Origin of the sequence: Burkholderia guangdongensis, from assembly GCF_013403875.1 — a bacterium.
GTDB classification, from domain to species: Bacteria; Pseudomonadota; Gammaproteobacteria; order Burkholderiales; family Burkholderiaceae; genus Burkholderia; species Burkholderia guangdongensis.
Map to the genome: position 1 here is coordinate 88,018 of NZ_JACBNX010000011.1, position 25,023 is coordinate 113,040.

Sequence of the window (25,023 nt, forward strand, 5' to 3'; positions counted from 1 at the left end):
ATGACCGAATTCAACGATACCCAGCAGCAGCTATCGAGGTTCCGCGTGCGCGTCGCCGCGGCGGGCCTGTTCGTGTTCGTCTGCTTCGGGCTGCTCGCGAGCCGCTTCTTCTACCTGCAGGTCTGGCAGCACGGCAAGTACGCGCTGCAGGCCGACGAGAACCGCATCTCGGTCGCGCCGATCGTGCCGAACCGCGGGCTCATCATGGACCGCAACGGCGTCGTGCTCGCGAAGAACTACTCCGCGTACACGCTCGAGATCACGCCGTCGAAGCTCGACGACACGCTCGACAACACGATCGACAAGCTCGCCGAGATCGTGCCGATCGACGCGCGCGACCGCCGCCGCTTCAAGAAGCTGCTCGAGGACTCGAAGAACTTCGAAAGCCTGCCGATCCGCACCCGCCTGACCGACGCCGAGGTCGCGCGCTTCACCGCGCAGCGCTACCGCTTCCCCGGCGTCGACGTGCGCGCGCGCCTGTTCCGCCAGTATCCGCTCGGCGACACGGCCGCGCACGTGATCGGCTACATCGGCCGGATCTCGAAGCGCGATCAGGACAGGATCGACGCGATGAGCGACGAGAACGACAGCGATCCGGACACCTACGATCCGCGCCGCGACGCGAACAACTACAAGGGCACCGACTACATCGGCAAGATCGGCGTCGAGCAGAGCTACGAGACCGAGCTGCACGGCGTGACCGGCTTCGAGGAAGTCGAGGTGACCGCGGGCGGGCGCCCAGTGCGCACGCTGTCGCGCACGCAGGCCACGCCGGGCGACAACCTCGTGCTGTCGCTCGACATCGGGCTCCAGCAGATCGCCGAGCAGGCGTTCGCGGGCAAGCGCGGCGCGCTCGTCGCGATCGAGCCGAGCACGGGCGACGTGCTCGCGTTCGTGTCGGCGCCGAGCTTCGATCCGAACTCGTTCGTCGACGGGATCGACCAGCAGACCTGGGACGATCTGAACAACTCGCCGGACAAGCCGCTGTTGAACCGTCCGCTGCACGGTCTCTATCCGCCCGGCTCGACGTACAAGCCGTTCATGGCGCTCGCGGGCCTGACGCTCGGCAAGCGCACGCCGGGCTACACGATCTATGACCCCGGCTACTTCACGTTCGGCAACCACACGTTCCACAACGACGTGCGCACGGGCCAGGGCTCGGTCGACATGGTCAAGGCGATCACGGTGTCGAACGATACGTACTTTTACATGCTCGCGCGCGATCTCGGCGTGACCAACATCGCGAACTTCATGAAGCCGTGGGGTTTCGGCCAGCTGACCGGCATCGACATCGCCGGCGAGGCGCGCGGCGTGCTGCCGTCGCCGGACTGGAAGAAAAAGGCGTTCAAGAAGCCCGCGCTGCAGAAGTGGTACGACGGCGAAACGATCAGCCTCGGGATCGGCCAGGGCTACAACTCGTACACGATCCTGCAGCTCGCGCACGCGACCGCGACGCTCGCGAACAACGGCGTCGTGATGAAGCCGCACCTCGTGAAGGAGATCGAGGATCCGATCACGCGCGAGCGCCATCTGACCGTGCCGAAGGAAAGCGGCGTGATTCCGCTGAAGCCGTCGGACCTCGACGTCGTGAAGCGCGGGATGGAGAACGTGATCCAGAGCCCGTCCGGCACCGCGTACAGCGTGTTCCGCGGCGTGCCGTACCTCGCGGCCGGCAAGACCGGCACCGCGCAGGTGTTCTCGCTGCAGGGCGCGAAATACACGAGCCATATGCTCGCCGAGCATCTGCGCGACCACGCGCTGTTCATCGCGTACGCGCCCGCCGACCATCCGAAGATCGCGGTCGCGCTGATCGTCGAGAACGGCGGCTGGGGCGCACAGGCCGCGGCGCCGATCGCGCGGCGCGTGCTCGACTTCTATCTCGTCGACGAGCAGAACAAGCAGAACGAGGCGGCCGCGGTGGCCGCCGCCGCGTCGGCGACCGAGCCGATCAACGCGCCGGTGATCGGCGATGCGAACAAGCCGGTCGCAGTCGCGGCCGGTTTCACCGCGCTGCCGCAGCCGGTCGTGCCGGCGCCCGCGAGCGCGGTGGATGCCGCGTCGGGTGCATCCGCCGCGTCGGGCGCTGCGGGTTTGGCCTCGGCGGCCGGTGCGGCCGGCTCGAGCGCGCCGCAGGCGGGAGCCGACGCCGCTTCGGCCAGCTCCGCGCCGCTCGCGGCGAACGTGCTGTCGAACCGCCGCGCGGCGCTGCTGCACCGCAAGCCGCACCGCGTGCCGCCGGCGAGCGACGCGCAGCCGTACGCGGCCGCGCCGCGTGAAGACAATCGTGCGACGCCCGCCGCGAAAGGCGCGGGCGCCGCCGCTCATTGACGGAGAAAGGCATGCAATTCGACAAGCGCGCCTGGATCGACAAGGTCAGGCAGATGTTCGCGGGCTTCGACCGCCCGCTCGCGCTGATCGTGTTCCTGCTGCTGTGCGTCGGGATCGTCACGCTGTACAGCGCGACGATCGACATGCCCGGCAAGGTCGAGGACCAGCTCCGCAACATCATGCTCACGTTCGTGCTGATGTGGGCGATCGCGAACATCCCGCCGCAGTCGCTGATGCGCTTCGCGGTGCCGCTCTATTCGTTCGGTGTCGCGTTACTGATCGCGGTCGCGCTGTTCGGCGTGACGAAGAAGGGCGCGAAGCGCTGGCTGAACGTCGGCGTCGTGATCCAGCCGTCCGAGGTGCTGAAGATCGCGACGCCGCTGATGCTCGCGTGGTACTACCAGCGCCGCGAAGGCGGCCTGCGCTGGTACGACTTCGCGGCCGGCTTCGTGATCCTGCTCGTGCCCGTCGCGCTGATCGCGAAGCAGCCGGACCTCGGCACCGCGATGCTCGTGTTCGCGACCGGCCTGTTCGTGATCTATCTCGCGGGGCTGTCGTTCAAGCTGATCGTGCCGGTGCTGGCCGCGGGCGTGATCGCGGTCGCGATGATCGCGACGTTCGAATCGCGGATCTGCCAGCCGCAGGTGCAGTGGCCGCTGATGCACGACTACCAGAAGCACCGCGTGTGCACGCTGCTCGACCCGACGTCCGACCCGCTCGGCAAGGGCTTCCACACGATCCAGGCGGTGATCGCGATCGGCTCCGGCGGGCCGGTCGGCAAGGGCTATCTGAAGGGCACGCAGGCGCACCTCGAGTTCATCCCCGAAAAGCACACCGACTTCATCTTCGCGGTGTTCTCCGAGGAGTTCGGCCTCGTCGGCGGCCTCGTGCTGCTGACGCTGTACATGGCGCTGATCGTGCGCGGGCTGTTCATCTCCGCGCAGGGCTCGACGCAGTTCGCGCGGCTGCTCGCCGGGTCGCTGACGCTCGGCTTCTTCGTGTACGCGTTCGTCAACGTCGGGATGGTGAGCGGCGTGCTGCCGGTCGTCGGCGTGCCGCTGCCGTTCATGAGCTACGGCGGCACCGCGCTGATCACGCTCGGGGTCGCGATCGGGATGATCATGAGCGTCGGGCGGCAAAGAAGGCTGATGAAGAGTTGAGTGGGGCCGGCGGCGCGCTCCGCTACTGCGGCGTCCGGTGCGGGCTCGCGTCCGACGCGCCGTGCGCGCCGCCTTCGTGCGCCGCATGCTCGGCCCTCAGCCGCGCGCTCAGCCCTTCGTATTTCAGCGCCGCGGTCTCGTCGCCCTGCGCGGCCGCGGCCGCGTAATACGCGCGCGCGATGTTCAGATTGCGTTCGACCCCGTCGCCGCCGCGCTCGTAGAACGACGCGGTCACGTACTGCGCGGTCGGCTCGCCCGCATCGGCGGCCTGCTTGTACCAGATGAACGCCTGCCGGTTGTCGCGCGGCGTCCCCCGCCCGTCGAGGAACTGGTTCGCGAGCGCGAGCTCCGCCTGCACGTGCCCCTGCCGCGCCGCCTTCAGGAACCAGCGGTGCGCCTCGGCCGGATCGCGCGCGACGAAATCGCCGTCGTCGAACATCCGTCCGTACACGTACTGCGCCTGCGACATGTTCGCGCCCGCCGCGCGCTTCAGCCAGCGCAGCCCTTCGTCGACGTTCGCGCTCACGCCTTCGCCGGTCAGCAGCATCATCGCGTAGTCGAACTGCGCGAGGCGATCGCCGCGCTCGGCCGCATCGCGGAACTGCACCAGCGCCGCGCGGGTGTTGCCGGCGTTGTAGTCGGCAATCGCCGACGCGGTCTCGCTTTTCGCGTCCGGCTGCGCGTGGCCGCCGGACGCCTGCGCGAACGCGTCGCCGGTCCCGGCGATGCCCGCGATGCCCGCGACACCGGCTACGCCCAGCGAAAGCGCCGCGCCGGCGCTCAATGCACGCATCGCGCCTGTTGCACGCATCGCCGCCCGGCGGCACACGCGCCCGATTCCGTTCATGACCTCACCTCCTGCAGCGCCTGCCGCGTCGCGCGCAACAGCCAGCTCACGTCGGCGGACAGCGCGATCAGCCGGAAGCCGGCCTCGCGATACTGTCGCGCCGACGCCGTATCGTTCGCGAAGATCCCGACCGCGACGCCCGCCTGCCGGCCCGCCGCGAGCACGCGCGCGATCGCCGATTCGACGTCCGGATGGCGCGCATCGCCGAGATGCCCGAGGCTCGCGGACAGGTCGCCGGGGCCGACGAACAGGCCATCGATGCCCGGCGTCGCGGCGATCCGCTCGACCTGGTCGACGCCGCGCGCCGACTCGATCTGCGCGATCACCGCGATCTGCGCGTTCGCGGTCGGTAGATAATCGCGCCGCATCCCGTACGCGCTCGCGCGGACGATCCCGGCGACGCCGCGCAACCCGTCCGGCGCATCCGGCGACGGATAGCGCGTGAGGCGCACCGCGTGCGCGGCGTCGTCGGGCGTGTCGATCGTCGGGAACATCAGCGTGCGCGCGCCCGCGTCGAGCGCGCGCTTCACGAGCCACGCGTCGCGCGCCGGCACGCGCACCACCGGCTCGCCCGGCAGATGCGCGGCGGCCAGCGCGCGCAGTTGCGACGCAACGTCGTGGCTGTCGTTCGGCGCGTGCTCCATGTCGATGCAGAGCCAGTCGAAACCCGCATGCGCGAGCGCTTCGGCGGCCGCGTCGCTCGCGAGCGTCAGCCACAGGCCGAACATCGGTTCGTCACCGTCGTGCAGACGCTGTTTGAGAGAGTTCGTGAACGTGCTCATCGACGGCCTCCTGGCGGGCGTGCGGATGGATCGGGCGAGCGGCGGCGCACCGGCGGGCCCGGCGCGATCGCGTCAACGGCTTGGTCGGACGAGCCGGTCGAATATGACGCGCTTGCGCCAAACGCGGTTGGCTAGATGCGGTTGGCTAGACACGGCCGGCTAGACGCGCTTGCGCCAGACGCGGCTGGCACCGATCGCGCCGCGACGAAACGATCATAGCGCGGCGGGCAGGTGATGCGCAGGAAGCGGGAAGACAGGACCGGCACGAACCGGCCCCGAAAGACAGGAAAACGAAGGAGATCAGCGGCCGGGTTCGCGCTCGACGTCGGCCCAGCAGTTCGGCGTTTCGTACAGGCGCACGCGCTCGAGGCGCAGATTGATGCCGTAATGCGCGTCGTACACGTTCGCGAGAATGTCGAACGCGATCGCCGCGAGGTTCTCGACGGTCGGAATGCGGTCGAGCACGACGGTCTTGTGGTCCGCCATCTGCTCGAGGAACGCGCGCACGACGTCGTCGCGCGCATAGACGAGAAACGCGTGATCCCACTTGCCGACCAGGTGCTCCATCGCGAGCGCCTTCACGTCGGCGAAATCCATCACCATCCCGCGATCGGGCGCGCCCTCGACATCGACGAGATCGCCCCGCAGCGTGACTTCGAGCACGTAGCGATGCCCGTGCAGGTTCCGGCACTGGCTGCGGTGATCGGGGATGCGGTGGCCCGCGTCGAATTCGAGTTTTCGGGTAATCAGCACGATGTCAGGAGCGGTGGCTCAGGGAATGTTCAGATATTTGTGGGTTTGCATCGACAGGCGCCACTGCGGATGACGCTTGCACCAGTCGATCGCGAGCTTCGTGTTCAGGTCGCGCGACGGACCGTCCATCGGCTGCACGAGGAAATGCTCGAAGTCGAGCTTCGCGTAGTCGGCCAGGCGCTGGTTGTCCTGCGGGATCACGACCTTCAGCTCGTTGCCCTTCGTGACGACGAGCGGCGCATCGGCCTTCGGGCTCACGCAGACCCAGTCGATCGACTCGAGCACCGGCAGCGAGCCGTTCGTCTCGATCGCGATCTCGAAGCCGGCCGCGTGCAGCGCGTCGGCGAGCGGCGCGTCGAGCTGCAGCATCGGCTCGCCGCCGGTGCAGACGACGAAGCGATGCGTCTCGCCTTCCGGCCACAGGCTCGCGACCTTCGCGGCGAGTTCGGCGGCGCTCTGGTACTTGCCGCCGTTCTCGCCGTCGGTGCCGACGAAATCGGTGTCGCAGAAGCGGCACACCGCATCCGCACGGTCCTCTTCGCGGCCCGACCACAGGTTGCAGCCGGCGAACCGGCAAAACACGGCCGGGCGTCCGGCGTTCGCGCCCTCGCCCTGCAACGTGTAGAAAATTTCCTTGACCGCGTAAGTCATCGTTCCTCGTCCGGCTCGCGCCGTTCGTCGTCCATCAAACCATCACATTCACCGCGCGCCGCGCGTCACGGTGCTTCCGTCACCGGCTCGCCCTTCAGATACGCTTCGTAGCCGCGCTTGCGCAGCCTGCACGCCGGACATTCGCCACAGCCGAAGCCCCAGTCGTGCAGCTCCGCGCGCTCGCCGACGTAGCACGTGTGCGTCTCGACGCGAATCAACTCGACGAGCGCTTCGCCGCCGAGCTGCTCGGCGAGGCGCCACGTGTCGGCCTTGTCGAGCCACATCAGCGGCGTCTCGAGCACGACGCGCGTGTCCATCCCGAGATTCAACGCGACCTGCAGCGCCTTCATCGTATCGTCGCGGCAGTCCGGATAGCCGGAGAAGTCGGTCTCGCACATCCCGCCGATCAGCACGCGCAGGCCACGCCGATAGGCGACCGCCGCGGCGATCGTCATGAACAGCAGGTTGCGGCCCGGCACGAACGTGTTCGGCAGGCCGTTCGCGGCAGTCTCGATCTCGATCGAGCGCGTCATCGCGGTATCGCTGATCGCGCCGAGCACCGACAGGTCGATCATGTGATCGTCGCCGAGCCGTTCGTCCCAGTGCGGAAACTCGCGCCGCAACGCATCGCGCACGCCTTCGCGGCACTCGAGCTCGACGCGGTGGCGCTGGCCGTAGTCGAAGCCGAGCGTCTCGACCGTCTGATAGCGCTCGAGCGCCCATGCGACGCACGTCGCCGAATCCTGCCCGCCCGAAAACAACACGAGCGCGCCGTCCTTAGCGTCTGTCCGAATCACCGTGATACTCCGTGAATATGTAGGCTCGCGTCGCGCTGCGCCCCGGCGGCCGGCTGCCGCCGGACGGTCCGACGCGTGCCGGCGATGCGCCGGCTCGACCAGTATAGGCAGCGCCGCCGGCGTCGAAGACGGCCGGCGGTTATACCGCCGATCGCGCGAAATTCGGCGCCGCGTCTTGCCCGGACAGACCTTTGCTGCGCGGACGCCACGCGCTTAAGTCATTGAGCGGGCTCGGATTTTATCACGCCGCGCCGAAATCGGCCGCCGCGCCGCCACGGCACCCGTCACAAGCGAAAAACCCCAAGAACCTGACGATTCTTGGGGTTGGATACTTGGTGGCCTGGGACGGAATCGAACCATCGACACGCGGATTTTCAATCCGCTGCTCTACCAACTGAGCTACCGGGCCAACGAAGAAAAGAGAGTATAGCGACCTTTCCCACGCCCCTCAAGCGTTTTCGCGAAATTTTTTACATCGCACCTTCGGACGGCTTCTTGCCGAGCTCGACACCGAGCTGCTTCAGCTTGCGGTACAGGTGCGTGCGCTCGAGGCCCGTCTTCTCGGCGACGCGCGTCATGCTGCCGTTCTCGCGCGCGAGGTGATACTCGAAGTACGCGCGCTCGAACGCGTCGCGCGCCTCGCGCAGCGGGATGTCGAACGGAATCGCCGCCGTCTGGCCCGCGAGGCCGAGCGCGGCGGCGACGTCGTCGCCAAGCGTCGGCAGCGCCGCCGCGGACGCGACCGTCGCCGGCCCGGCCGCCGTCTTCGCCGCCGAGTTCACCGGCAATGGCGACGCGCCGCGCGCGAGCCCGTGCTCGACCGACTTCAGCAGCTTCTGCAGCGCGATCGGCTTCTCGAGGAAATCGAGCGCGCCGATCTTCGTCGCCTCGACCGCCGTGTCGATCGTCGCGTGCCCGGACATCATGATGACCGGCATCGTCAGCTGCCCGTGGCTCGCCCACTCCTTCAGCAGCGACACGCCGTCGGTGTCGGGCATCCAGATGTCGAGCAGGACGAGATCGGGCGCCTGATTCAGGCGGTACGCCCGCGCGGCCTGCGCGTTCTCCGCCACTTCGACGACATGGCCTTCGTCGCTGAGGATCTCCGAGAGCAATTCCCGGATGCCCATTTCATCATCTACCACCAGGATGGTTGCCATTTACGCTGCCTTTGTCTGCACAGTTGCTTTTGTCTTTGCAAGCGCCGCCGCTCGCTGCACTCCATCGTCGGAGCCCGGCAGATCATCCGCCAGTTGCAGGAACAGGATCGACACCTGCGCGCCCTCGACGGTCTCGCCGTGCATCCGGTTGCGCAGATCGATTCGCGCACCGTGCTCGTCGACGATCTTCTTCACCGTGGCGAGCCCGAGGCCCGTGCCCTTCGACTTCGTCGTCACGTAAGGCTCGAATGCGCGCGTCAGAATGCGCGCCGGAAAGCCCGGCCCGTTGTCGGACACGGTGAGGCGCACCGCGACGCGCGTTTTGCCCTCGGCGTCGGGATCGCCATATTCTACTGTCTTGGTTTCGAGCAACACACGTGGATGCTCGACTTCGGCGACCGAATCCTGCGCATTCTGCAGCAGGTTGTGGATCACCTGCCGCAATTGCGTCGCGTCGCCGCGAATCACCGGCAGCGGCGCCTGCTCGACGACGATCGTGCTCTTGCCCTCGCCGACGCCATACAGGCTCAGCACCTCGCTGACCAGATCGTTCAACTGCAGGTTCGCGAGCACCGCCGGCGGCGTGCGCGCGTATTCGCGGAAATCGTCGACCATCCGCTTCATCGCGGCGACCTGGTTGACGATCGTCGTCGCGCCGCGCTTGAGCACATCCGCGTCATGCGGCTCCAGCTTGTCGTGCAGCTTCATCTGCAGTCGCTCGGCGGACAGCTGGATCGGCGTCAGCGGATTCTTGATCTCGTGCGCAAGCCGGCGCGCGACCTCGCCCCACGCGACCGAACGCTGCGCGGAGATCACGTCGGAGATGTCGTCGAACACGACGACGTAGCCGGACGTCTGCGGATCGTCCGCGCGCGCCTCGGCGGCCGACACGAGCCGCGTGCCGCGCACGAGCAGCGTCAGCGGATCGGCCTCGCCCGGCAGCTCAACCGCGAACTGCTGCTGCCAGTGGCCGCGATCGCTCTCGCCGCCGGCCGACGCGGCCTCGCGATCCGCGAACGCCTTGCGCACCATCGCGCCGAACCCGGCGGCGACGCCGATCTGGTCCAGCGTCGCGCCGATCAGGCCGTTGAACGGCTGCCGGAAGATCCGCTCGGCGCCGCGGTTCGCGGTCGTCAGCCGGAACTGGCGGTCGAGCACGAACACGCCAGCGGTCAGGTTCGCGAGAATGCTTTCGAGATAGGTCTTCGAATGCTCGAGCGCGACCCGGTTGCGCTCGACCGCGAGGCGCGCCTCGGAGAGCTGGCGCGTCATCGCGTTGAACGATTGCGTGAGGAAGCCGAGCTCGTCGCGCGTCTTGATCTCGCGCTTCGGCGTGTAGTCGCCCTCGGCGACCTCCTTCGTGCCCTGCGCAAGCAGGAACAGCGGCCGCGCGAGCTGGTTGCCGAGCGCGAGCGCGAGCATCATTGCGATGAACGTCGCGAGGAACAGCGCGAGCGTCAGCGTGCCGATGTACATCTTGCGCAGGCCGGTGCGGCCGAGCGCCTTCTCCTGATATTCGCGATACGCGCGCTGCACCGCGTCCGCATTGCGCGCGAGCGTCGTCGACACCGGCTGCGTGAGCTGCAGATAGCGCTCGGCCGGCTGCAACAGCGACGTGCTCGCATCCGGAATGCGCCGCACGACGCGCAGCCTCAGCGCCCCCTTCGCGCCATGCGCGCGCGGATCGCCGTCGACCTCGCCCTCGATCGCCGCGTAGCCGCCGTGCTCACGCGCCTGGCTCAGCATCAGATCCGTCGGCAGGTCGTCCGGGATCAACGCGGCGAAGTTGCCGGACGCCTGCGCGACGATGTGCAGGCCGGGCGTGGCGCCCGTGCCGCCGCGGTCCGGCTCGACGATCGTCGCGTCCTGCACGCCGAACTGGTCGCGCAGCCGCAGCAGCGTCAGCGTCGTGCCGTTCGAATTCGTGTCGGCGCTCGCGAGCTGGTCGGCCATCAGCCGCGACTTCGTCTGCAGATCCGACAGCGACGCGTCGAGCATCCCGCGGCCGAGGTTCAGGCCGGCGGTCAGCGCGGTCTCGACGTTCACATCGAACCACGATTCGATGCTGCGCGACACGAACTGGTACGACACGATGTAGATGATTCCGCCCGGCACGACGCCGACGAGCGCGAAGAACACCGCGAGCTTCGCGAGCAGCCGCGTGCCGAACTTGCCGCGCCGCAGCCGCACGACGATCATCGCGATCAGCCCGACGACGACGAGCAGGAACACGAGCGCGACGATGATGTTCGTCGCGTAGAGCCACGAGTAGTACCGGTCGAAGAATTCGGTGTTCGCGCTCGCGGCCGCGAGCAGCACGAGCAGCAGCAGCGCGGTGAGCGCGACCGTCGACACGATCACGCGAATCAGGAGGCTTTTTCCGCTCGTCTCGCGGCGCACTTTATTTAGCACGTTCGGCCACCGTGAAGTTGAAGCGCTTCCAGTCGGACGCGAGCGTCCAGTCGCGATTGTTCACCGCGTCGACCTGGAACGGCTTCGGCATCAGCGCGGTGTCGAGCTGCATCCGCACCGACGCGGTGTACGTCTCGCCCTGCGCGACCTGGCCGCGGTCGATCACGTGCCACGACGTCACGTGCTTGATCACCGCGAGCGCCTCGGCGAGCGACGCGAAACCGAGCTGCAGGCCGCCCGTCGACACGCGGTATTCGCGCGTGAGCGGCTGGAACGACAGGCGGATCGTCTGCGTAACCGACACCGGCTGCTCGTCGAACCAGTACCAGCGCGCGCGGGTCAGCTCGAAATCGGTCGTGAAGTACAGCGGGATGCCCTTGTTGACCGCATCCTCGAGGCTGTTGTTGAGCTCGAAGTCGAAACGGGCATCGAGGCTCCAGCCGCCGCCGTCGGATTGCAGCGACGCGCGCTGCACGGCGATCGAATCGGCCCGCGCCGGCGCCGCGACGGCGAGACACAGCGCCAGCGCGATCATCAGCGCGGCCGCGAGCCGGAGTGGAAAAAGGTGTTTGATGGTCACCGTTTCTGAAACCGCGCGTAGAAAAATCCGTCGTGATCGGTGTTCTGGTCAGGCCCGCTGGACGCGGTGGGCAGCAGCTGGCCGGGAGCGTCCAATCGTACCGCATCTTCAAACGCGCCTCCAAACCACGCCGCCTGCATCTCGCCCTCTTCCGGAAAGATCGAGCACGTAACGTACAGCAATTCGCCGCCTGGTTTCACGAGCGGCCACAGCGCGGACACAATGCGCCGCTGTTCGGCGACGAGCGCCGGAATGTCGGCCGCGCGACGCAGCCAGCGGATGTCCGGATGGCGGCGCACGATGCCCGACGCCGAGCACGGGACGTCCGCGAGCACGCGGTCGAACGGCCGGCCGTCGTACCACTGCGCGGGCGCGCCGGCATCGCCGACACACACGTCGGCGACGAGCGACAGGCGCGCGAGGTTCTCGCCGATGCGCGCGGCGCGCGTCGCGTCGCTCTCGAGCGCGACGACCTCGACGTCCGCGAGCTCGAGGATATGGCCGGTCTTGCCGCCCGGCGCCGCGCACGCGTCGAGCACGCGCATCCCGTCGGCCGCGCCGAGTTGCTCGGCGGCGAGCTGCGCGCCCGCGTCCTGCACCGACACGACGCCGTCGGCGAAGCCGGGAATACGCTCGACCGGCAGCGGCGACGCGAGCCGCACCGCGTGCGCGCCGACCTGGGTCGCGTCGATCCCGTGCTCGCGCAGCGACGCGAGATACGCGTCGACGGTCGTGCGGCGCGCGTTCACGCGCAGCGTCAGCGGGCCGGGCCGGTCGCCCGCCGCGAGGATCGCCTGCCAGTCACTCGGCCACGCGCGCTCGACCGCGTCGATCCACCAGCGGCGGTAATTCCAGCGCGCGGCCGGATCGGCCTGCAACGCGGCGACGAGCGCGTCTCGCTCGCGCAGGAAGCGCCGCAGCACCGCGTTGACGAGCCCTTTCGCGAACACGAACTCGCGCCGCGCGCCAATCGTGGTCACCGCCTGGTCGACGATGGTGAAGGGCGGATACGCGGCGGCGTCCGCGTCGTCGAGCAGCAGCGCGAACGAGACCGCGAGCACGGCACGAATATGCGCCGGCGGCGCCTTGCTGACGAGTCGGCCGATCAGCCAATCCACGCTGCCGAGACGCCGCATCGTCCGATACGCGATGTCCTGCGTCGCGCCGCGCGCCGCGCTTTGCGCGATGGGCGCCATGCCGGCGATCGTCGCGGCGAGCGCGGCCGGCAGCGCGGTACCGCGCTCGACCGCGTCGATCGCCTGCGCGGCCGCATCGAGCGCGAAGCCGAGCGAATCGGGCGCGAGATGCAGTGCGGAAAGACGCGCCGGGCGGCCGGGCGAGGATTGGGCGGAAGAGCGTGGTCGTGTCATCGAGTCTTGGCGTCTGCGAGCAGCGGGATCGTCGCGGCGCAACGCCGCTGCGATCCCAAACCGGGCATTGTAGCGCGCGGGGCTTGCGTCGCTTGGCGAGACCACACCGGGAGCACGCGGCGCAAGCGTGACGCCGAACCGACGTGCCGTGACCGATCATCATCTTTACGAGGAACGCATGAAAACTGATAACGTCGACAGGGTGGCCTAGGGAAAACCCACCATGCTACATTCCTTCACCACTTTGGTCAGAGGAATGCTGAATGAGTTTCGCGTTTATCCGGGAGGGCGATTCAACCTCCCACGGCGGGAAGATCCTGACCTGCTCACCGTTGAACAAATCCGATGACAAAGCGATCGCGCTACTGGGCGACATGGTGTCGTGCCCACGCTGCGGTGGAGTGTTCCCCATCGTCACCGTGAAGCCACTGGGCGTTAGTTTCGATGGCCGCCCGGTTGCGTCACACGGGGATGTCACCGCGTGTGGAGCAACCTTGATCGCTTCGCAAAACACCACTACGGCGTCCCCGACGTCCGGTCCCGGCGGCGCCATTGGTGGTGGGAAGAGCGTCCTGCCCGAGACCAACCCGCAGACGCCCCACCGCGGACGCTTCCAGGTGCTCGACGACACCACCCGTCAGCCGGTCGCCGGTCACTCGTATACCGTGCGCTCTGCGGACGGACGGGTGGTCCAAGGGAAAACGGACACCAAAGGGTTTACCGACTGGCTGGACGGTCATGACGCCTTGTCGTTGACCTTCAACCAGCCTGGGAGCGAGGGCGTCGCATGAGCGACTACGGTCCGGGTTCCGCGATCGGTGGGATGTCGCCCGAGGGTCAAACGACCCGGGTCGGGGTCAACGGTCGCCTCTCGAAGAAAGACCGCGTGGTGCTGTGCCAGGTACTCTGCAAGTGCAAGAAGATCGGCGTCGCCACGCGGAACGGTCGAATCCAGCGCCAGAAATGCGTGCAGCAACGCTTGGACTTCGCGAACGAGACTTCCCGGATGGAGACGGGAACACCGACCGAGTACCGCCCCGAGCAGACGTACGACATGAAAGCCGTGCCGCCGGAGCCGGTGACTGACCCGGAAGATCCGCTGCGCCCCCATTCGGATCTGCGACAATGGATCGAGGACTTCTGGCCCGGCGGTCGGGAGATGTACAAAGCGGGGGCTGGGAACCTGCGCCGCCCGGACGTGGTGATCGTCAACGACCCCACGCAACCGCCGGTGCAATCGAACATCAAGCAGGTCGTCGAGTTCAAGTTCCCTCCCGACGATTACGGACGCAACCAGGAACGGGATTACGTCCGCATCGCGGGATCGCGGTCGAAGTTCGTGCCGCTCGGCCCGGCCGAATGCGGTTGTGGTGACGACGAACCGGACGGTGAAAAATCCAGCCAGCGACAGTCCAAATCGTCGTCCGACATGGACGAACTGCTGGGCGGAAGCAGCGGACACTCGATGTCGAGCGGGAGCGGATTTCCGCCCGCGCTGCCACCGTTGCCGCCGGTGCCCGCCTTCCCGTGATGGAACGATGAGACATGACTGAAGACGAGATCAAACGCTGGATCGCGGACCCTCGCCGTGCGGACACCCTGCCGTTTGGTGTGTATGAGCCGGCGTACCGGAAAGGGATCACGGGCGCCGCGCTCGTGGTGCGTGGCGTCGTGTATTTCCGTGACGGTCACACGCCCGCCGTGCGCACCGCAATCGTGAAGTGCTTCGAGCAGTACCGCGCGACGATCGACGAGTATTTCCACGCGCTACAGGTCGCCGCCGGGGAAAAACCGTCGAAGGACGGTCCGCTGCGGTGGTTTTACACCGAGGGCGAGCAGCCCATGTTGCTCGACAAGGCCCCCGGTCTCGACGCACTAGCGAAGACGGTGCCCGCCGACGAAGCACTGGTTGCGCAGGTCACAAGCGCCGCCCACAAACTCGCGACAGGGTTGTACGAGTTCGCCGTGTTCACGATCGCGGACTGGCAAGCGAAGCTCAACCGCGGGATGGACGTACTCGATTTCACGGTGCCTCGAGCCTTCCTCGAACAACGCCCGGGCGTGTTCCAGGCGCTGTTCGCCGCCTTCTGCGAAGCCTTGCCAACGGTCCACGGACACGCGGGTTTCGCGGTCAACGTCCCACCAATGGGGCGTGACCCGAACGAAGCGAGCGAGTATTTCTATGCGCGCCGCTACGGACCGGGGATCGATGTGGGTGATCCGATGGGTGTAAGTACCGTCGATCTGATCGGCAAGATCAAAACCGTGGATTGGATCGTCGCGCTGGACGGTGAACTCGTGCGCGCGGCCGGCGGTTCGCCGTCGCTCACGCTGCCGCCTGACTGGTACGTACGCCAGCCCTTGGGCGACGGCGGTTTGATCATTCAAGCCGGGGTTGCCCCGCAATCCGGCATTTCCGCCGGACCGGGCAAGCCACCGCTGCCACCGCCCGCGTACGTGCTACTCAACGCCGCGCTGCGCCCCATCGTTGCCGATAAGATGGACATCCTCCAAAGCGGAACGCTTGACAGTACCGCGCCGCTCCTGAACACCACCGTGGCAACGGAAGCCTGGTTGCGGAGGTTTGACCTGCCCCCCGTCCAGGTGACCGAGCAATGGCGCGAGCTGCACAAAACTCCGACCGTCACGGACAGCAAAGTCGTCGTCGCACGCAACCTCCATCGTCTACGGAAGGCGATGGGGCTACCCGACGCCACCACGCCGAACGGCATGGGGTACGACGGTGGATCGCCGGGCTAACGCCTCTCCTGAGTTACGCAATGGGCGACGACGGGTTCAAGGTGGCCGCTTCGCGATCCGTCGCGTGCTGTACATGGCCACGTTGACCGCGACACGCTACAACCCCGCCATCAGAGCCTTCTTCAACGCCTGAAGGCCGCCGGCAAACTGTCCAAGGTCGCGCTCGTTGCCTGCATGCGCAAGCTCCTGACCGTGCTCAATGCCATGGTCAAAATCAACACACCTTGGGACGATTCACTTCATCGGGCTTGACGCGGAAGAAGGTTACTCAGTCGAAGCGCCCGGTGCGCGCCATCTCCATCAGACGCGCGATACGCTCCTCGGTCGCCGGGTGCGTCGAGAACAGATTCTGCAGACCGCCGCCATGCAGCGGATTCATGATCATCATCTGCGCGGTGGCCGGATGGGCCTCGGCGGCCGGGAACGGGATGCCCGCCGCATAGCGGTGGATCTTGTCGAGCGCCGACGCGAGCGCCTGCGGATCGCCGGAGATCTGCGCACCGCCGCGGTCCGCCTCGAACTCGCGGGCACGCGAAATCGCCATCTGGATCAGCGCGCCGGCGATCGGCGCGAGCAGCGCGACGGCGATGCCGGCGATCGGATTGGCCGGCCGGCCGTTCTCGTCGCGGCCGCCGAAGAACATCGCGAAGTTCGCGAGCGCCGAGATCGCGCCCGCCATCGTCGCGGTGATCGTCGAGATCAGGATATCGCGATGCTTCACGTGCGCGAGCTCGTGCGCCATCACGCCGCGCATCTCGCGCTCGGACAGCACGCGCAGAATGCCGGTCGTCGCCGCCACGGCCGCGTGCTCCGGATTGCGGCCGGTCGCGAACGCGTTCGGCGCATCCTCGTTGATCAGATAGACGCGCGGCATCGGCAGATCCGCGCGCGTCGCAAGCTCCCGCACCATCCGGTAGAACTGCGGCGCCGTGTTCTCGTCGACTTCCTGAGCGTTGTACATGCTCAGCACCATCTTGTCGGAGAACCAGTACGAAAAGAAATTCATGCCGAGCGCGAACAGCAGCGCGATCGTCATCCCGCGCGACCCGCCGATCATGCCGCCGATCGCGATGAACAGCGCCGTGATCGCGGCCATCAGGACCGCCGTCTTGACCCAATTGAACATACATCCACTCCTTGTCCGAATGCGGCTACCGCCGCGCGCCCGGGCCGGGCGCGGCGATGATTGTAAGCGTTTCGTTAGATAAGGGCGGAGCGCGGAAATTCAATCTCAACGCCGCGACATCGCGAGCTTGAGGCCAAGCCCGACGAACGCACTGCCGACCGTGCGGTCGAGCCACTTCCTGACGCCGGGCTTGCCGGAAAAACGCCGCGTGACGCTGCCGGCGATCCAGGCGATCAGGCTGTTCCAGATCGTGCTCATCACGACGAACACCGCGCCGAGCGACAGGAACGCGAGCGTCTTGTGCGCGCTATCCGTCGACACGAACTGCGGGAAGAACGACACAAAGAACAACACGACCTTCGGATTCAGCACGTTCGTCAGGAAACCCTGCTGGAAAAGCTGGCGCAGCGTCCTCGCCGTGCCGCGCGGCGCGACCGGCGCGGCGGCCTGCTTCGCGACGATCATCTTCACGCCCAGATAAATCAGGTACGCGGCGCCGATCAGCTTGACCACGGTGAACGCCGCGGCCGACGCCGCGAGCAGCGCGGTCAGGCCGAACGCGCAGGCGAGCGCGTGCACGCAGCAGCCCGCCGAGATGCCGAGCGCGGACATCAGTCCCGCGCCGCGCCCTTGCGCGACGCTGCGGCCGACGATGTACGCGGTGTCCGGGCCGGGCGTGATGTTCAGCAGAAAGACGGCCAGGATGAAGAAACCGAAGTGAGTGATGCCAAGCATGGGAACCTCGGAACCGGGTGAACGCACGGAAATTCTACGCGCGTGCACCACGCCGTGCGACTCGGCCGTTCGGCCGATTGCGCACCGCGCGCGGTGCGTGTCGAATGACGGGCAGAACGGCTATCAGCCCACCTCGGCGCCCGCCTCGGGCAACGCGAAGCGCTGCCCGGCGGCGAGCGGCGCGCCGGCCAGGAATTCGCGCGCGGGCAGCCGCTTGCCGCCCGGCTTCTGCAGTTGCGTGACCCGCAGCGCGCCGGCGCCGCACGCGACGACGACGCCCTCCGGCCCCGCTTCGACGATCGTGCCGGGTGCCGCCGCGCCGCTCGACGCAACGGGCTCGGCCGCCCAGAGCTTGAGCGCCGCGCCATCGAGCGACCCGACGCCGCCCGGGAACGGATCGAACGCGCGCACCTGGCGCGCGAGCACGTCCGCGGGCTTGCGCCAGTCGAGCGCGGCCTCGTGCTTGCCGATCTTCTCGGCATAAGTCACGCCGTCGGCCGGCTGCGGCGTCGCCGGCAGGCTGCCGGTGCGCTCGAGCTCGGCGAGCGCGTCGACGATCAGCCGCGCGCCGGCGTCGGCGAGCCTGTCGTGCAGCGTCGCGGTCGTGTCCGTGAGCGCGATCGGCAGCCGCGCGTCGTGCAGCATCGCGCCGGTGTCCAGCCCGGCGTCCATCTGCATCAGCGTGACGCCGGTTTCCGCGTCGCCCGCCTCGATCGCGCGGTGAATCGGCGCCGCACCGCGCCAGCGCGGCAGCAGCGACGCGTGGATGTTGATGCAGCCGAAACGCGGAATGTCGAGCACTTCCTGCGGCAACAGCAAGCCGTAGGCGGCCACGACCATCACGTCGTGCGGCGTCGCGCGCAATTGCTCGATCGCCGCGGCGGCTTCGGCGGGAAACTTGCCCGCACGGCGCAACGACGGCGGCTGCGCGACGGGCATCCCGTGCTCGAGCGCGTAGCGCTTCACCGCGCTCGCCTGCAGCTTCATCCCGCGCCCGGCGGGGCGGTCCGGCTGGGTGAGGACGAGCGGCACGGGAAAACCGGCCTGATGGATCGCGGCCAGCGCGGCCGCGGCGAATTCCGGCGTGCCGGCAAAAATGACGCGCAACGAATGTGTCATGGAAACGGTCGAGCAGAGCGAACGCGCGTCACATCGCGCGTTCGAGTTTCTTCATCTTCGTCTTGATCCGGCTCTGCTTGAGCAGCGACAGGTATTCGACGAATACGCGGCCCATCAGGTGATCCATCTCGTGCTGGATGCACACGGCCATCAGGCCCTCGCAGTCGAGCTCGAACGGCTCGCCACGCTCGTTGAGCGCGCGCACCTTCACGCGCTCGGGGCGCTCGACCTCGTCGTACACGCCCGGCACCGACAGGCAGCCCTCCTCGTAGATCTGCCGGCCGTCGCTCGACCAGACGATTTCGGGATTGATGAACGCGCGCAGGTCGTTCTTCTCCTCGGAAATGTCGATGACGATCACGCGCTCGTGCACGTCGACCTGCGTCGCGGCGAGGCCGATGCCGGGCGCGGCATACATGGTCTCGGCCATGTCGGCGACGAGCTTGCGGATCCGGTCGTCGACCTTGTCGACCGGTTTGGCGATCTTGTGCAGGCGCTTGTCGGGATAGTGGAGGATGTTCAGCAAAGCCATGATGTTCGGTAATCGGGTGAATCGGCATCCGGCGCGTTGGCCACTCGGCCGACTGTCCGCAGCGCCGGGGCGCGAGGAAGATGACGTGGATACGCGGCGAATCAACGCTCGCGCTCACTCTTCCCGCAACCGGCTGCATGTGCGTGCATGCAGCCCCATCGGATTATTTCGGATGATGAAAATTCTAGCATGCCGGCCCGACAACCGCTGTGCGTCGCGTTCAACGGCGTCGTCATGTCGCCGCGCGCGCTGAGCCCGGCCGAGCTGCGCGCATGGCTGCGGTTCGCGGGCACACCCGGCATTCCACCGGCCGTTGCGCGCGCGTTGCTCGACGCGTTCGGATCGCCGGCCGCGCTGTTCGACGCGCCGGACGACGCGATCGCGGCGGCCAGCAGCCCCGCTGCCGCACGCACGCTCCGCGAGAACGCGCCCGCCGATCTGGCCGCGCATACCGACGCGGCACTCGCTTGGCTCGACGCACCCGGCAACTCGGTCGTCACGCTCGGCGACCCGGCCTATCCGCCACGGCTCGCCGATCTGCACGACCCGCCGCCGCTGCTATATGTAAAGGGGCGCACGGCATTGCTGCACGCGGGCAGCGTCGCGGTCGTCGGCAGCCGCCATGCGACGCCGCAGGGCCTCGCCGACGCGACGCACTTCGCACGAAGCCTGTCCGACGCCGGCTTCGCGATCGTGTCCGGCCTCGCGCTCGGCATCGACGGCGCCGCGCATCGTGGCGGACTCGACGGCCGGTCGAGCACGATCGCGGTGATCGGCACCGGCGCGGACCTCGTCTATCCGGCCCGGCATCGCGCACTCGCGCACGAAATCGCCGCGCGGGGCGCGATCGTGTCGGAATGGCCGCTCGGCGCGCCGGCGCGCGCCGAGCACTTTCCGCAGCGCAACCGGCTGATTGCCGGGCTCGCGCGCGGCGTGCTCGTCGTCGAGGCCGCGCCGCGATCCGGGTCGCTGATCACCGCGCGGCTCGCGAACGAGATGGGGCGCGACGTCTTCGCGGTGCCGGGCTCGATCCACGCGCCGCTCGCGCAAGGCTGCCACGCGCTGATCCGCGACGGAGCGAAACTCACCGCCGCGCCGTCGGACGTGCTCGAGGAATTCGGCGAGTGCGGCATACCGCGCAGCACACCTGCACCCGACGACGACGCCCCATCCCCCCCGGTCGCGAATTCCGACGAGTGCGCAGTCATCGCCGCGCTCGGCTACGGCCCCGTCACGTTCGAATGGCTCGCCGAGCACGCGGGCCTGCCAGACGACGCGCTGCACCGCGCGCTGCTCGCGCTCGAGCTCGCCGGACGTGTCGCGAGCCTGCCCGGCGCGCGCTTCGTCCGCCTGAACATACCCGCCGCACCCGCCACAGCGCCGTCAGCGCGCGGTGCGCCCGGCGTGCTACAGTCCCGCGCATAGGGGCGGCCGCACCGCCAACGAACCTGCAAGGAAAGTCATGCCCGCGCTGAATCTCGACACCGATGCGGATCGGATCGCCGAGCGCCTCCGCCATCCCGCCACGCTGCTCGTCGCTTGCCTGTGCGCCGAATGGTGCGGCACCTGCCGCGACTATGCGGCGGCGTTCGACCGGCTCGCCGATGCGCATCCGGACGCCTGCTTCGTCTGGATCGACATCGAGACGCACGCCGACCGGCTCGATGAGCTCGACGTCGAAAACTTCCCGACGATCCTGATCGAGGACGCCGACGCCGCGCGCTTCTTCGGCACCGTGCTGCCGCACGCGTCGATCGTCGACCGGATGCTGGCCGACCTTGCCGCGGTGCCCGGCTCGCCGCATGCACCGAAATTGCGTAACCTGCTCGTCGTCGAGGCCTGAGCGGCTCGTCGGCAGGCCCCTGAGCCGCTCGTCGGCGGGCCCCCGAGTCGCTGGCCGGCGGGCCACTGAGCCGGTGGCCGGCGAGCCCCTGAGCCGGTGGCCTGCGAGCCGCTCCGGCGCGCGTTCCGGCGGCCCGCCACGCCGGGCGCTTGCCGCCGCCGCGGGCCCCCACTATGATGAGCCGCTTTTCGCACGCCGGTTGCCGTCGCGGCGGCGTGTGCTATAAAGCCGTCGTAAAAGGGATCTACAACCGGGGCGAGCCCGGTCCACCAACACACACCTGTCATGTCCAAAGCACTGATCATTGCGGAAAAGCCTTCTGTCGCGAACGACATCGCGCGCGCTTTGGGCGGCTTTACCAAGCATGACGAATACTATGAGAGCGACGACTTCGTCCTTTCGTCGGCAGTCGGCCACTTGCTGGAAATCGCCGCCCCGGAGGAATACGAAGTCAAACGCGGCAAATGGAGCTTCGCGCATCTGCCCGTCATTCCGCCGCATTTCGACCTGAACCCGATCGCAAAAAGCGAATCGCGGCTGAAGGTCCTCACGAAGCTGCTGAAGCGCAAGGACGTCGAACGTCTGATCAACGCATGCGACGCGGGGCGCGAGGGTGAGCTGATTTTCCGCCTGATCGCGCAGCACGCGAAGGCGAAGCAGCCGGTGCAGCGCCTGTGGCTGCAGTCGATGACGCCGGCCGCGATCCGCGACGGCTTCGCGCATCTGCGCAGCGACTCGGACATGCAGCCGCTCGCCGACGCCGCCCGCTGCCGCTCGGAAGCGGACTGGCTCGTCGGCATCAACGGCACCCGCGCGATGACCGCGTTCAACAGCAAGGGCGGTGGGTTCTTCCTGACGACGGTCGGCCGCGTTCAGACGCCAACTTTGTCGATCGTCGTCGAACGCGAAGAGAAAATCCGCCGGTTCGTGCCGCGCGATTACTGGGAAGTGCGTGCCGAGTTCGTCGGTGCGGCCGGTTTCTACGAAGGCCGATGGTTCGATCCGAAATTCAAGCGCGACGAATTCGATCCGGAAAAGCGTGATTCGCGGCTCTGGAGCCTGCCCGCGGCCGAAACGATCGTCGCGGCCTGCCGCGACCAGATCGGCACGGTCACCGAGGAATCGAAGCCGTCGACGCAGCTTTCGCCGCTGCTGTACGACCTGACCACCCTGCAGCGCGAAGCGAACAGCCGCTTCGGCTTCTCCGCGAAGAACACACTCGGGCTCGCGCAGGCGCTGTATGAAAAGCACAAGGTGCTGACCTATCCGCGTACCGACGCGCGCGCGCTGCCGGAAGACTATCTCGGCACCGTGCAGTCGACGCTCGAGATGCTGAAGGAAAGCCACAACTACCTGCCGCACGCGAAGCAGGTGCTCGACAAGGGCTGGGTGAAGCCGAACAAGCGGATCTTCGACAACTCGAAGATCAGCGACCACTTCGCGATCATCCCGACGCTGCAGGCGCCGAAGTCGCTGTCCGAGCCGGAGCAGAAGCTCTACGACCTCGTCGTAAAGCGCTTCCTCGCGGTGTTCTTCCCGGCCGCGGAGTACAAGGTCACGACCCGGATCACCGAAGTCGCCGGCCATCACTTCAAGACCGAGGGCAAGGTGCTCGTCGAGCCGGGCTGGCTGCAGGTGTACGGCCGCGACGCGCAAGGCGCGGACGCGAACCTCGTGCCGATCCAGAAGGGCGAGAAGGTCAAGACCGACAAGGTCGCCGCGCACGGCCTCGTGACGAAACCGCCCGCGCGCTACTCGGAAGCGACGCTGCTGTCCGCGATGGAAGGTGCCGGCAAGCTCGTCGAGGACGACGAGCTGCGCGAGGCGATGGCCGCGAAGGGGCTCGGCACGCCGGCCACGCGCGCGGCGATCATCGAAGGGCTGCTCGGCGAGAAGTATCTGGTGCGCGAAGGCCGCGAGCTGATCCCGACCGCGAAGGCATTCCAGCTGATGACGCTGCTGCGCGGCCTCGACGTGAAGGAGCTGACCGCGCCGGAGCTCACCGGCGAATGGGAATACAAGCTCTCGCAGATGGAGCGCGGCAAGCTCGCGCGCGACACGTTCATGCAGGAAATCGCCCGCATGACGCAGACCATCGTCAAGCGCGCGAAGGAATACGATTCCGACACGATTCCCGGCGACTACGCGACGCTCGAAACGCCGTGCCCGAACTGCGGCGGGCAAGTCAAAGAGAATTACCGGCGTTTTGCGTGCACGAAGTGCGAATTTTCGATCTCGAAGATCCCGGGCAGCCGGCAGTTCGAAATTGCGGAAGTCGAGGAGCTGCTGCAGAAGAAGGAGATCGGTCCGCTGTCCGGTTTCCGCAGCAAGATGGGGCGGCCGTTCTCGGCGATCCTGAAGCTCACGCTCGACGACGAGACGAAGAACTACAAGCTCGAGTTCGATTTCGGCCAGGATCAGGGCGGCGAAGACGGCGAAGCGCCCGACTTCTCCGCGCAGGAGCCGGTCGGCGCGTGCCCGAAATGCAGCGGCCGCGTGTTCGAGCACGGGATGAGCTACGTGTGCGAGCACTCGGTCGCGAACCCGAAGACCTGCGATTTCCGCTCCGGCAAGGTGATCCTGCAGCAGGAAATCACGCGCGAGCAGATGGGCAAGCTGCTCGTCGACGGCCGCACCGATCTGCTGCCGGGCTTCAAGTCGGCGCGAACCGGCCGCAGCTTCAAGGCATTTCTCGTGAAGCAGCCGGACGGCAAGATCGGCTTCGAATTCGAGAAGAAGGAGCCGAAGAAGCCCGCCGCGAAGAAGACGGCAAAATCGGCGACGAACGAAGCGGAAACGGTGACGGAAGGCGCGGAAGAAAAACCGGCACCGGCCCGCAAAACCGCCGCACGCAAGACGACGTCACGCAAGACCGGTTCGTGACGCGATCGGCGCGCCGCGCCGAAGCGTTCGGTCGTAAAAAAACGCGGATCGCAACCGATCCGCGTTTTTTATTGCCCGTTCCGAATGAAATGCCGGGAGTTGAGCATCAGCTCAGAGCGGCGAAGGCACGGCAACCCGCGTGCGCGGCGCCTTCGCCGGCAGGCGGGGTGACAGCGCCGGATCGGCCGCATCGGATGCCGTCGCCAGCGCTTCGGCGCCGAGCGGGTCGGCGACGGGTACACGCTGCGTCGACCATTGCTCATCGGCCGCCGGATCGCCGGCCGACGGATCCGAAGTCTGATTGAAGTGCTCGACGAGGTGATCGATGAAAGTCCGCACCTTGGCCGGCAGATGGCGGCGGCTCGGATAGGCGACGTTGATCTCGACCTGCGGCAGCCGATAGTCGCTCAGCAGCCGTACGAGATGACCGCGCGCGGTGTCGCCGCCGCTCAGGTAGCTCGGCAGAATCGCGATCCCCATGCCGAGCAGCGCGAACTGGCGCAGCATCTCGGTGTTGTTCGCGACGACCACGTTGGTCGGCCGCACGCGCACCTCGCCTTCCGGCCCCGTGAACACCCGCTCGTCGCCCCAGTATTCGGACGGCAGGCTCAGGCTCGGGTGCTGCATCAACTGCTCGGGGTGAGTCGGCACGCCGTGCTTCTCCAGATAGCCGGGCGTCGCGCAGACCATCATGCAGCCAGTCGTCAGTCGCCGCATCACGATGCTCGCGCTGCGCATCTGGCGCGCGATCACGATGCCGACGTCGAAACCTTCCTCGACCAGATCGACCTGCCGGTCGACCAGCGTCAGATCCGGCACGACTTTCGGATAGCGTTCGGTATAGGTCTTCAGGACCGGCGCGAGATTGTGCAGGCCGAACACGACGGGCGCGACGATGCGCAGCGTGCCGACCGGCTCGTGATTGCGCGCGACCACCATCTGCTCGACGTCCTCGAGCTCGTCGAGAATCTGGCGCGCACGCTCCAGATACACCTGACCCGACTCCGTCAGGGACAGGCTGCGTGTCGTGCGATTGAGCAGACGCGTGCCGAGGCGGCCCTCCAGATCGGCGACGTGACGCGTCGCGACCGCGTTGGAGATGTCCATCGCGCTCGCGGCCCGTGCAAAGCTGCCGAGATCCGCCACCTTGACGAACACTCGCATCGACTGCAAATGATCCATAAA

22 protein-coding genes, 1 tRNA gene and 1 pseudogene are annotated in these 25,023 nt (G+C 67.5%); 9 read left to right on the forward strand and 15 right to left on the reverse strand.

The features are described from left to right. The gene (gene mrdA, locus HZI36_RS12395) at window positions 1-2,328 is read left to right on the forward strand and encodes a penicillin-binding protein 2 (protein WP_179402951.1); all 2,328 of its coding nucleotides are present in this window, start codon (window positions 1-3) and stop codon (window positions 2,326-2,328) included. Between the two features lie 11 nt (window positions 2,329-2,339). Then, window positions 2,340-3,488, forward strand: a complete 1,149-nt coding sequence (gene rodA / locus HZI36_RS12400) for a rod shape-determining protein RodA (protein ID WP_179402952.1) — start codon at window positions 2,340-2,342, stop codon at window positions 3,486-3,488. Between the two features lie 22 nt (window positions 3,489-3,510). On the opposite strand, the gene HZI36_RS12405 is transcribed toward rodA, so the two are convergent. The 10 genes from HZI36_RS12405 to rsmB all read right to left on the reverse strand — a co-directional run bounded on the left by HZI36_RS12405 (window position 3,511) and on the right by rsmB (window position 12,840). Next, window positions 3,511-4,335 carry a tetratricopeptide repeat protein gene (locus HZI36_RS12405; RefSeq protein ID WP_179402953.1) on the reverse strand — a complete coding sequence of 275 codons (825 nt, stop codon included), beginning with the start codon at window positions 4,333-4,335 and terminating at the stop codon, window positions 3,511-3,513. Further along, window positions 4,332-5,117 (reverse strand): HpcH/HpaI aldolase family protein, encoded by a 786-nt coding sequence (locus HZI36_RS12410; RefSeq protein ID WP_179402954.1) that lies wholly within the window; start codon window positions 5,115-5,117, stop codon window positions 4,332-4,334. Before HZI36_RS12410 ends, HZI36_RS12405 begins: the two co-directional genes overlap by 4 nt. A gap of 300 nt (window positions 5,118-5,417) precedes the next feature. Then, a complete protein-coding gene (gene queD, locus HZI36_RS12415; protein ID WP_179402955.1) occupies window positions 5,418-5,870 on the reverse strand; it encodes a 6-carboxytetrahydropterin synthase QueD in 453 nt (150 codons plus the stop codon). A gap of 18 nt (window positions 5,871-5,888) precedes the next feature. Continuing rightward, the gene (gene queE / locus HZI36_RS12420; RefSeq protein WP_179402956.1) at window positions 5,889-6,521 is read right to left on the reverse strand and encodes a 7-carboxy-7-deazaguanine synthase; all 633 of its coding nucleotides are present in this window, start codon (window positions 6,519-6,521) and stop codon (window positions 5,889-5,891) included. A gap of 65 nt (window positions 6,522-6,586) precedes the next feature. Further along, window positions 6,587-7,318, reverse strand: a complete 732-nt coding sequence (gene queC / locus HZI36_RS12425) for a 7-cyano-7-deazaguanine synthase QueC (RefSeq protein ID WP_179402957.1) — start codon at window positions 7,316-7,318, stop codon at window positions 6,587-6,589. 333 nt (window positions 7,319-7,651) lie between these two features. After that, a tRNA-Phe gene (locus HZI36_RS12430) sits at window positions 7,652-7,727 on the reverse strand. A gap of 61 nt (window positions 7,728-7,788) precedes the next feature. Continuing rightward, a complete protein-coding gene (gene esaR, locus HZI36_RS12435; RefSeq protein WP_179402958.1) occupies window positions 7,789-8,478 on the reverse strand; it encodes a response regulator transcription factor EsaR in 690 nt (229 codons plus the stop codon). Then, window positions 8,479-10,890, reverse strand: coding sequence for a sensor histidine kinase EsaS (gene esaS / locus HZI36_RS12440; RefSeq protein ID WP_179402959.1), 2,412 nt, complete (start codon window positions 10,888-10,890; stop codon window positions 8,479-8,481). Continuing rightward, a complete protein-coding gene (locus tag HZI36_RS12445; protein WP_179402960.1) occupies window positions 10,880-11,470 on the reverse strand; it encodes a DUF4390 domain-containing protein in 591 nt (196 codons plus the stop codon). The genes esaS and HZI36_RS12445 overlap by 11 nt, the downstream gene beginning before the upstream one ends. Next, window positions 11,467-12,840 carry a 16S rRNA (cytosine(967)-C(5))-methyltransferase RsmB gene (gene rsmB, locus HZI36_RS12450; protein WP_179402961.1) on the reverse strand — a complete coding sequence of 458 codons (1,374 nt, stop codon included), beginning with the start codon at window positions 12,838-12,840 and terminating at the stop codon, window positions 11,467-11,469. The genes HZI36_RS12445 and rsmB overlap by 4 nt, the downstream gene beginning before the upstream one ends. A gap of 263 nt (window positions 12,841-13,103) precedes the next feature. Here rsmB and HZI36_RS12455 point away from each other — a divergent pair, with 263 nt between their 5' ends. From HZI36_RS12455 to HZI36_RS12470, 4 genes and pseudogenes are all read left to right on the forward strand, one after another. After that, a complete protein-coding gene (locus HZI36_RS12455; protein ID WP_179402962.1) occupies window positions 13,104-13,631 on the forward strand; it encodes a PAAR domain-containing protein in 528 nt (175 codons plus the stop codon). Continuing rightward, window positions 13,628-14,371, forward strand: a complete 744-nt coding sequence (locus HZI36_RS12460) for a VRR-NUC domain-containing protein (protein ID WP_179402963.1) — start codon at window positions 13,628-13,630, stop codon at window positions 14,369-14,371. Before HZI36_RS12455 ends, HZI36_RS12460 begins: the two co-directional genes overlap by 4 nt. A 14-nt stretch (window positions 14,372-14,385) precedes the next feature. Then, the gene (locus tag HZI36_RS12465; protein WP_179402964.1) at window positions 14,386-15,600 is read left to right on the forward strand and encodes a DUF3396 domain-containing protein; all 1,215 of its coding nucleotides are present in this window, start codon (window positions 14,386-14,388) and stop codon (window positions 15,598-15,600) included. A gap of 13 nt (window positions 15,601-15,613) precedes the next feature. Further along, window positions 15,614-15,852, forward strand: a pseudogene (locus tag HZI36_RS12470) (IS110 family transposase); the annotation flags it as partial. A gap of 16 nt (window positions 15,853-15,868) precedes the next feature. Here HZI36_RS12470 and htpX read toward each other — a convergent pair. The 4 genes from htpX to def all read right to left on the reverse strand — a co-directional run bounded on the left by htpX (window position 15,869) and on the right by def (window position 19,112). Next, window positions 15,869-16,726, reverse strand: a complete 858-nt coding sequence (gene htpX, locus HZI36_RS12475; protein WP_179402965.1) for a zinc metalloprotease HtpX — start codon at window positions 16,724-16,726, stop codon at window positions 15,869-15,871. Between the two features lie 105 nt (window positions 16,727-16,831). Further along, entirely contained in the window at window positions 16,832-17,461 is a 630-nt protein-coding gene (locus HZI36_RS12480) for a LysE family translocator (protein ID WP_179402966.1), read from the reverse strand. A 123-nt stretch (window positions 17,462-17,584) separates the two neighbouring features. Beyond that, complete coding sequence (gene fmt / locus HZI36_RS12485) at window positions 17,585-18,580, reverse strand: methionyl-tRNA formyltransferase (RefSeq protein WP_179402967.1); 996 nt, start codon at window positions 18,578-18,580, stop codon at window positions 17,585-17,587. A gap of 28 nt (window positions 18,581-18,608) precedes the next feature. After that, on the reverse strand, window positions 18,609-19,112 hold the full coding sequence (gene def / locus HZI36_RS12490; RefSeq protein WP_179402968.1) for a peptide deformylase: 504 nt from the start codon (window positions 19,110-19,112) through the stop codon (window positions 18,609-18,611). A 189-nt stretch (window positions 19,113-19,301) separates the two neighbouring features. On the opposite strand from def, the gene dprA reads away from it, so the two are divergent. From dprA to HZI36_RS12505, 3 genes are all read left to right on the forward strand, one after another. Then, window positions 19,302-20,537 carry a DNA-processing protein DprA gene (dprA, locus tag HZI36_RS12495; protein WP_179402969.1) on the forward strand — a complete coding sequence of 412 codons (1,236 nt, stop codon included), beginning with the start codon at window positions 19,302-19,304 and terminating at the stop codon, window positions 20,535-20,537. Window positions 20,538-20,574: 37 nt separating this feature from the next. Beyond that, a complete protein-coding gene (locus HZI36_RS12500) occupies window positions 20,575-20,955 on the forward strand; it encodes a thioredoxin family protein (protein WP_179402970.1) in 381 nt (126 codons plus the stop codon). A gap of 285 nt (window positions 20,956-21,240) precedes the next feature. Beyond that, window positions 21,241-23,838 carry a DNA topoisomerase III gene (locus tag HZI36_RS12505; protein ID WP_179402971.1) on the forward strand — a complete coding sequence of 866 codons (2,598 nt, stop codon included), beginning with the start codon at window positions 21,241-21,243 and terminating at the stop codon, window positions 23,836-23,838. A gap of 111 nt (window positions 23,839-23,949) precedes the next feature. Here the strand turns inward: HZI36_RS12505 and HZI36_RS12510 are convergent, their stop codons facing one another. Continuing rightward, a complete protein-coding gene (locus tag HZI36_RS12510) occupies window positions 23,950-25,020 on the reverse strand; it encodes a LysR family transcriptional regulator (protein WP_179402972.1) in 1,071 nt (356 codons plus the stop codon). Window positions 25,021-25,023: the final 3 nt, after the last annotated feature.

Excerpts from the sequence above, each read along its gene's own strand:
- HZI36_RS12500 (WP_179402970.1), top strand. The coding sequence starts at position 20,575 with ATGCCCGCGCTGAATCTCGACACCGATGCGGATCGGATCGCCGAGCGC.
- HZI36_RS12460 (WP_179402963.1), top strand. The coding sequence starts at position 13,628 with ATGAGCGACTACGGTCCGGGTTCCGCGATCGGTGGGATGTCGCCCGAG.
- HZI36_RS12455 (WP_179402962.1), top strand. The coding sequence starts at position 13,104 with ATGAGTTTCGCGTTTATCCGGGAGGGCGATTCAACCTCCCACGGCGGG.
- dprA (WP_179402969.1), top strand. The coding sequence starts at position 19,302 with ATGCCGGCCCGACAACCGCTGTGCGTCGCGTTCAACGGCGTCGTCATG.
- htpX (WP_179402965.1), bottom strand. The coding sequence starts at position 16,726 with ATGTTCAATTGGGTCAAGACGGCGGTCCTGATGGCCGCGATCACGGCG.
- rsmB (WP_179402961.1), bottom strand. The coding sequence starts at position 12,840 with ATGACACGACCACGCTCTTCCGCCCAATCCTCGCCCGGCCGCCCGGCG.
- fmt (WP_179402967.1), bottom strand. The coding sequence starts at position 18,580 with ATGACACATTCGTTGCGCGTCATTTTTGCCGGCACGCCGGAATTCGCC.
- HZI36_RS12510 (WP_179402972.1), bottom strand. The coding sequence starts at position 25,020 with ATGGATCATTTGCAGTCGATGCGAGTGTTCGTCAAGGTGGCGGATCTC.
- mrdA (WP_179402951.1), top strand. The coding sequence starts at position 1 with ATGACCGAATTCAACGATACCCAGCAGCAGCTATCGAGGTTCCGCGTG.
- HZI36_RS12505 (WP_179402971.1), top strand. The coding sequence starts at position 21,241 with ATGTCCAAAGCACTGATCATTGCGGAAAAGCCTTCTGTCGCGAACGAC.
- HZI36_RS12465 (WP_179402964.1), top strand. The coding sequence starts at position 14,386 with ATGACTGAAGACGAGATCAAACGCTGGATCGCGGACCCTCGCCGTGCG.
- rodA (WP_179402952.1), top strand. The coding sequence starts at position 2,340 with ATGCAATTCGACAAGCGCGCCTGGATCGACAAGGTCAGGCAGATGTTC.
- HZI36_RS12410 (WP_179402954.1), bottom strand. The coding sequence starts at position 5,117 with ATGAGCACGTTCACGAACTCTCTCAAACAGCGTCTGCACGACGGTGAC.
- queE (WP_179402956.1), bottom strand. The coding sequence starts at position 6,521 with ATGACTTACGCGGTCAAGGAAATTTTCTACACGTTGCAGGGCGAGGGC.
- HZI36_RS12405 (WP_179402953.1), bottom strand. The coding sequence starts at position 4,335 with ATGAACGGAATCGGGCGCGTGTGCCGCCGGGCGGCGATGCGTGCAACA.
- def (WP_179402968.1), bottom strand. The coding sequence starts at position 19,112 with ATGGCTTTGCTGAACATCCTCCACTATCCCGACAAGCGCCTGCACAAG.
- esaR (WP_179402958.1), bottom strand. The coding sequence starts at position 8,478 with ATGGCAACCATCCTGGTGGTAGATGATGAAATGGGCATCCGGGAATTG.
- HZI36_RS12480 (WP_179402966.1), bottom strand. The coding sequence starts at position 17,461 with ATGCTTGGCATCACTCACTTCGGTTTCTTCATCCTGGCCGTCTTTCTG.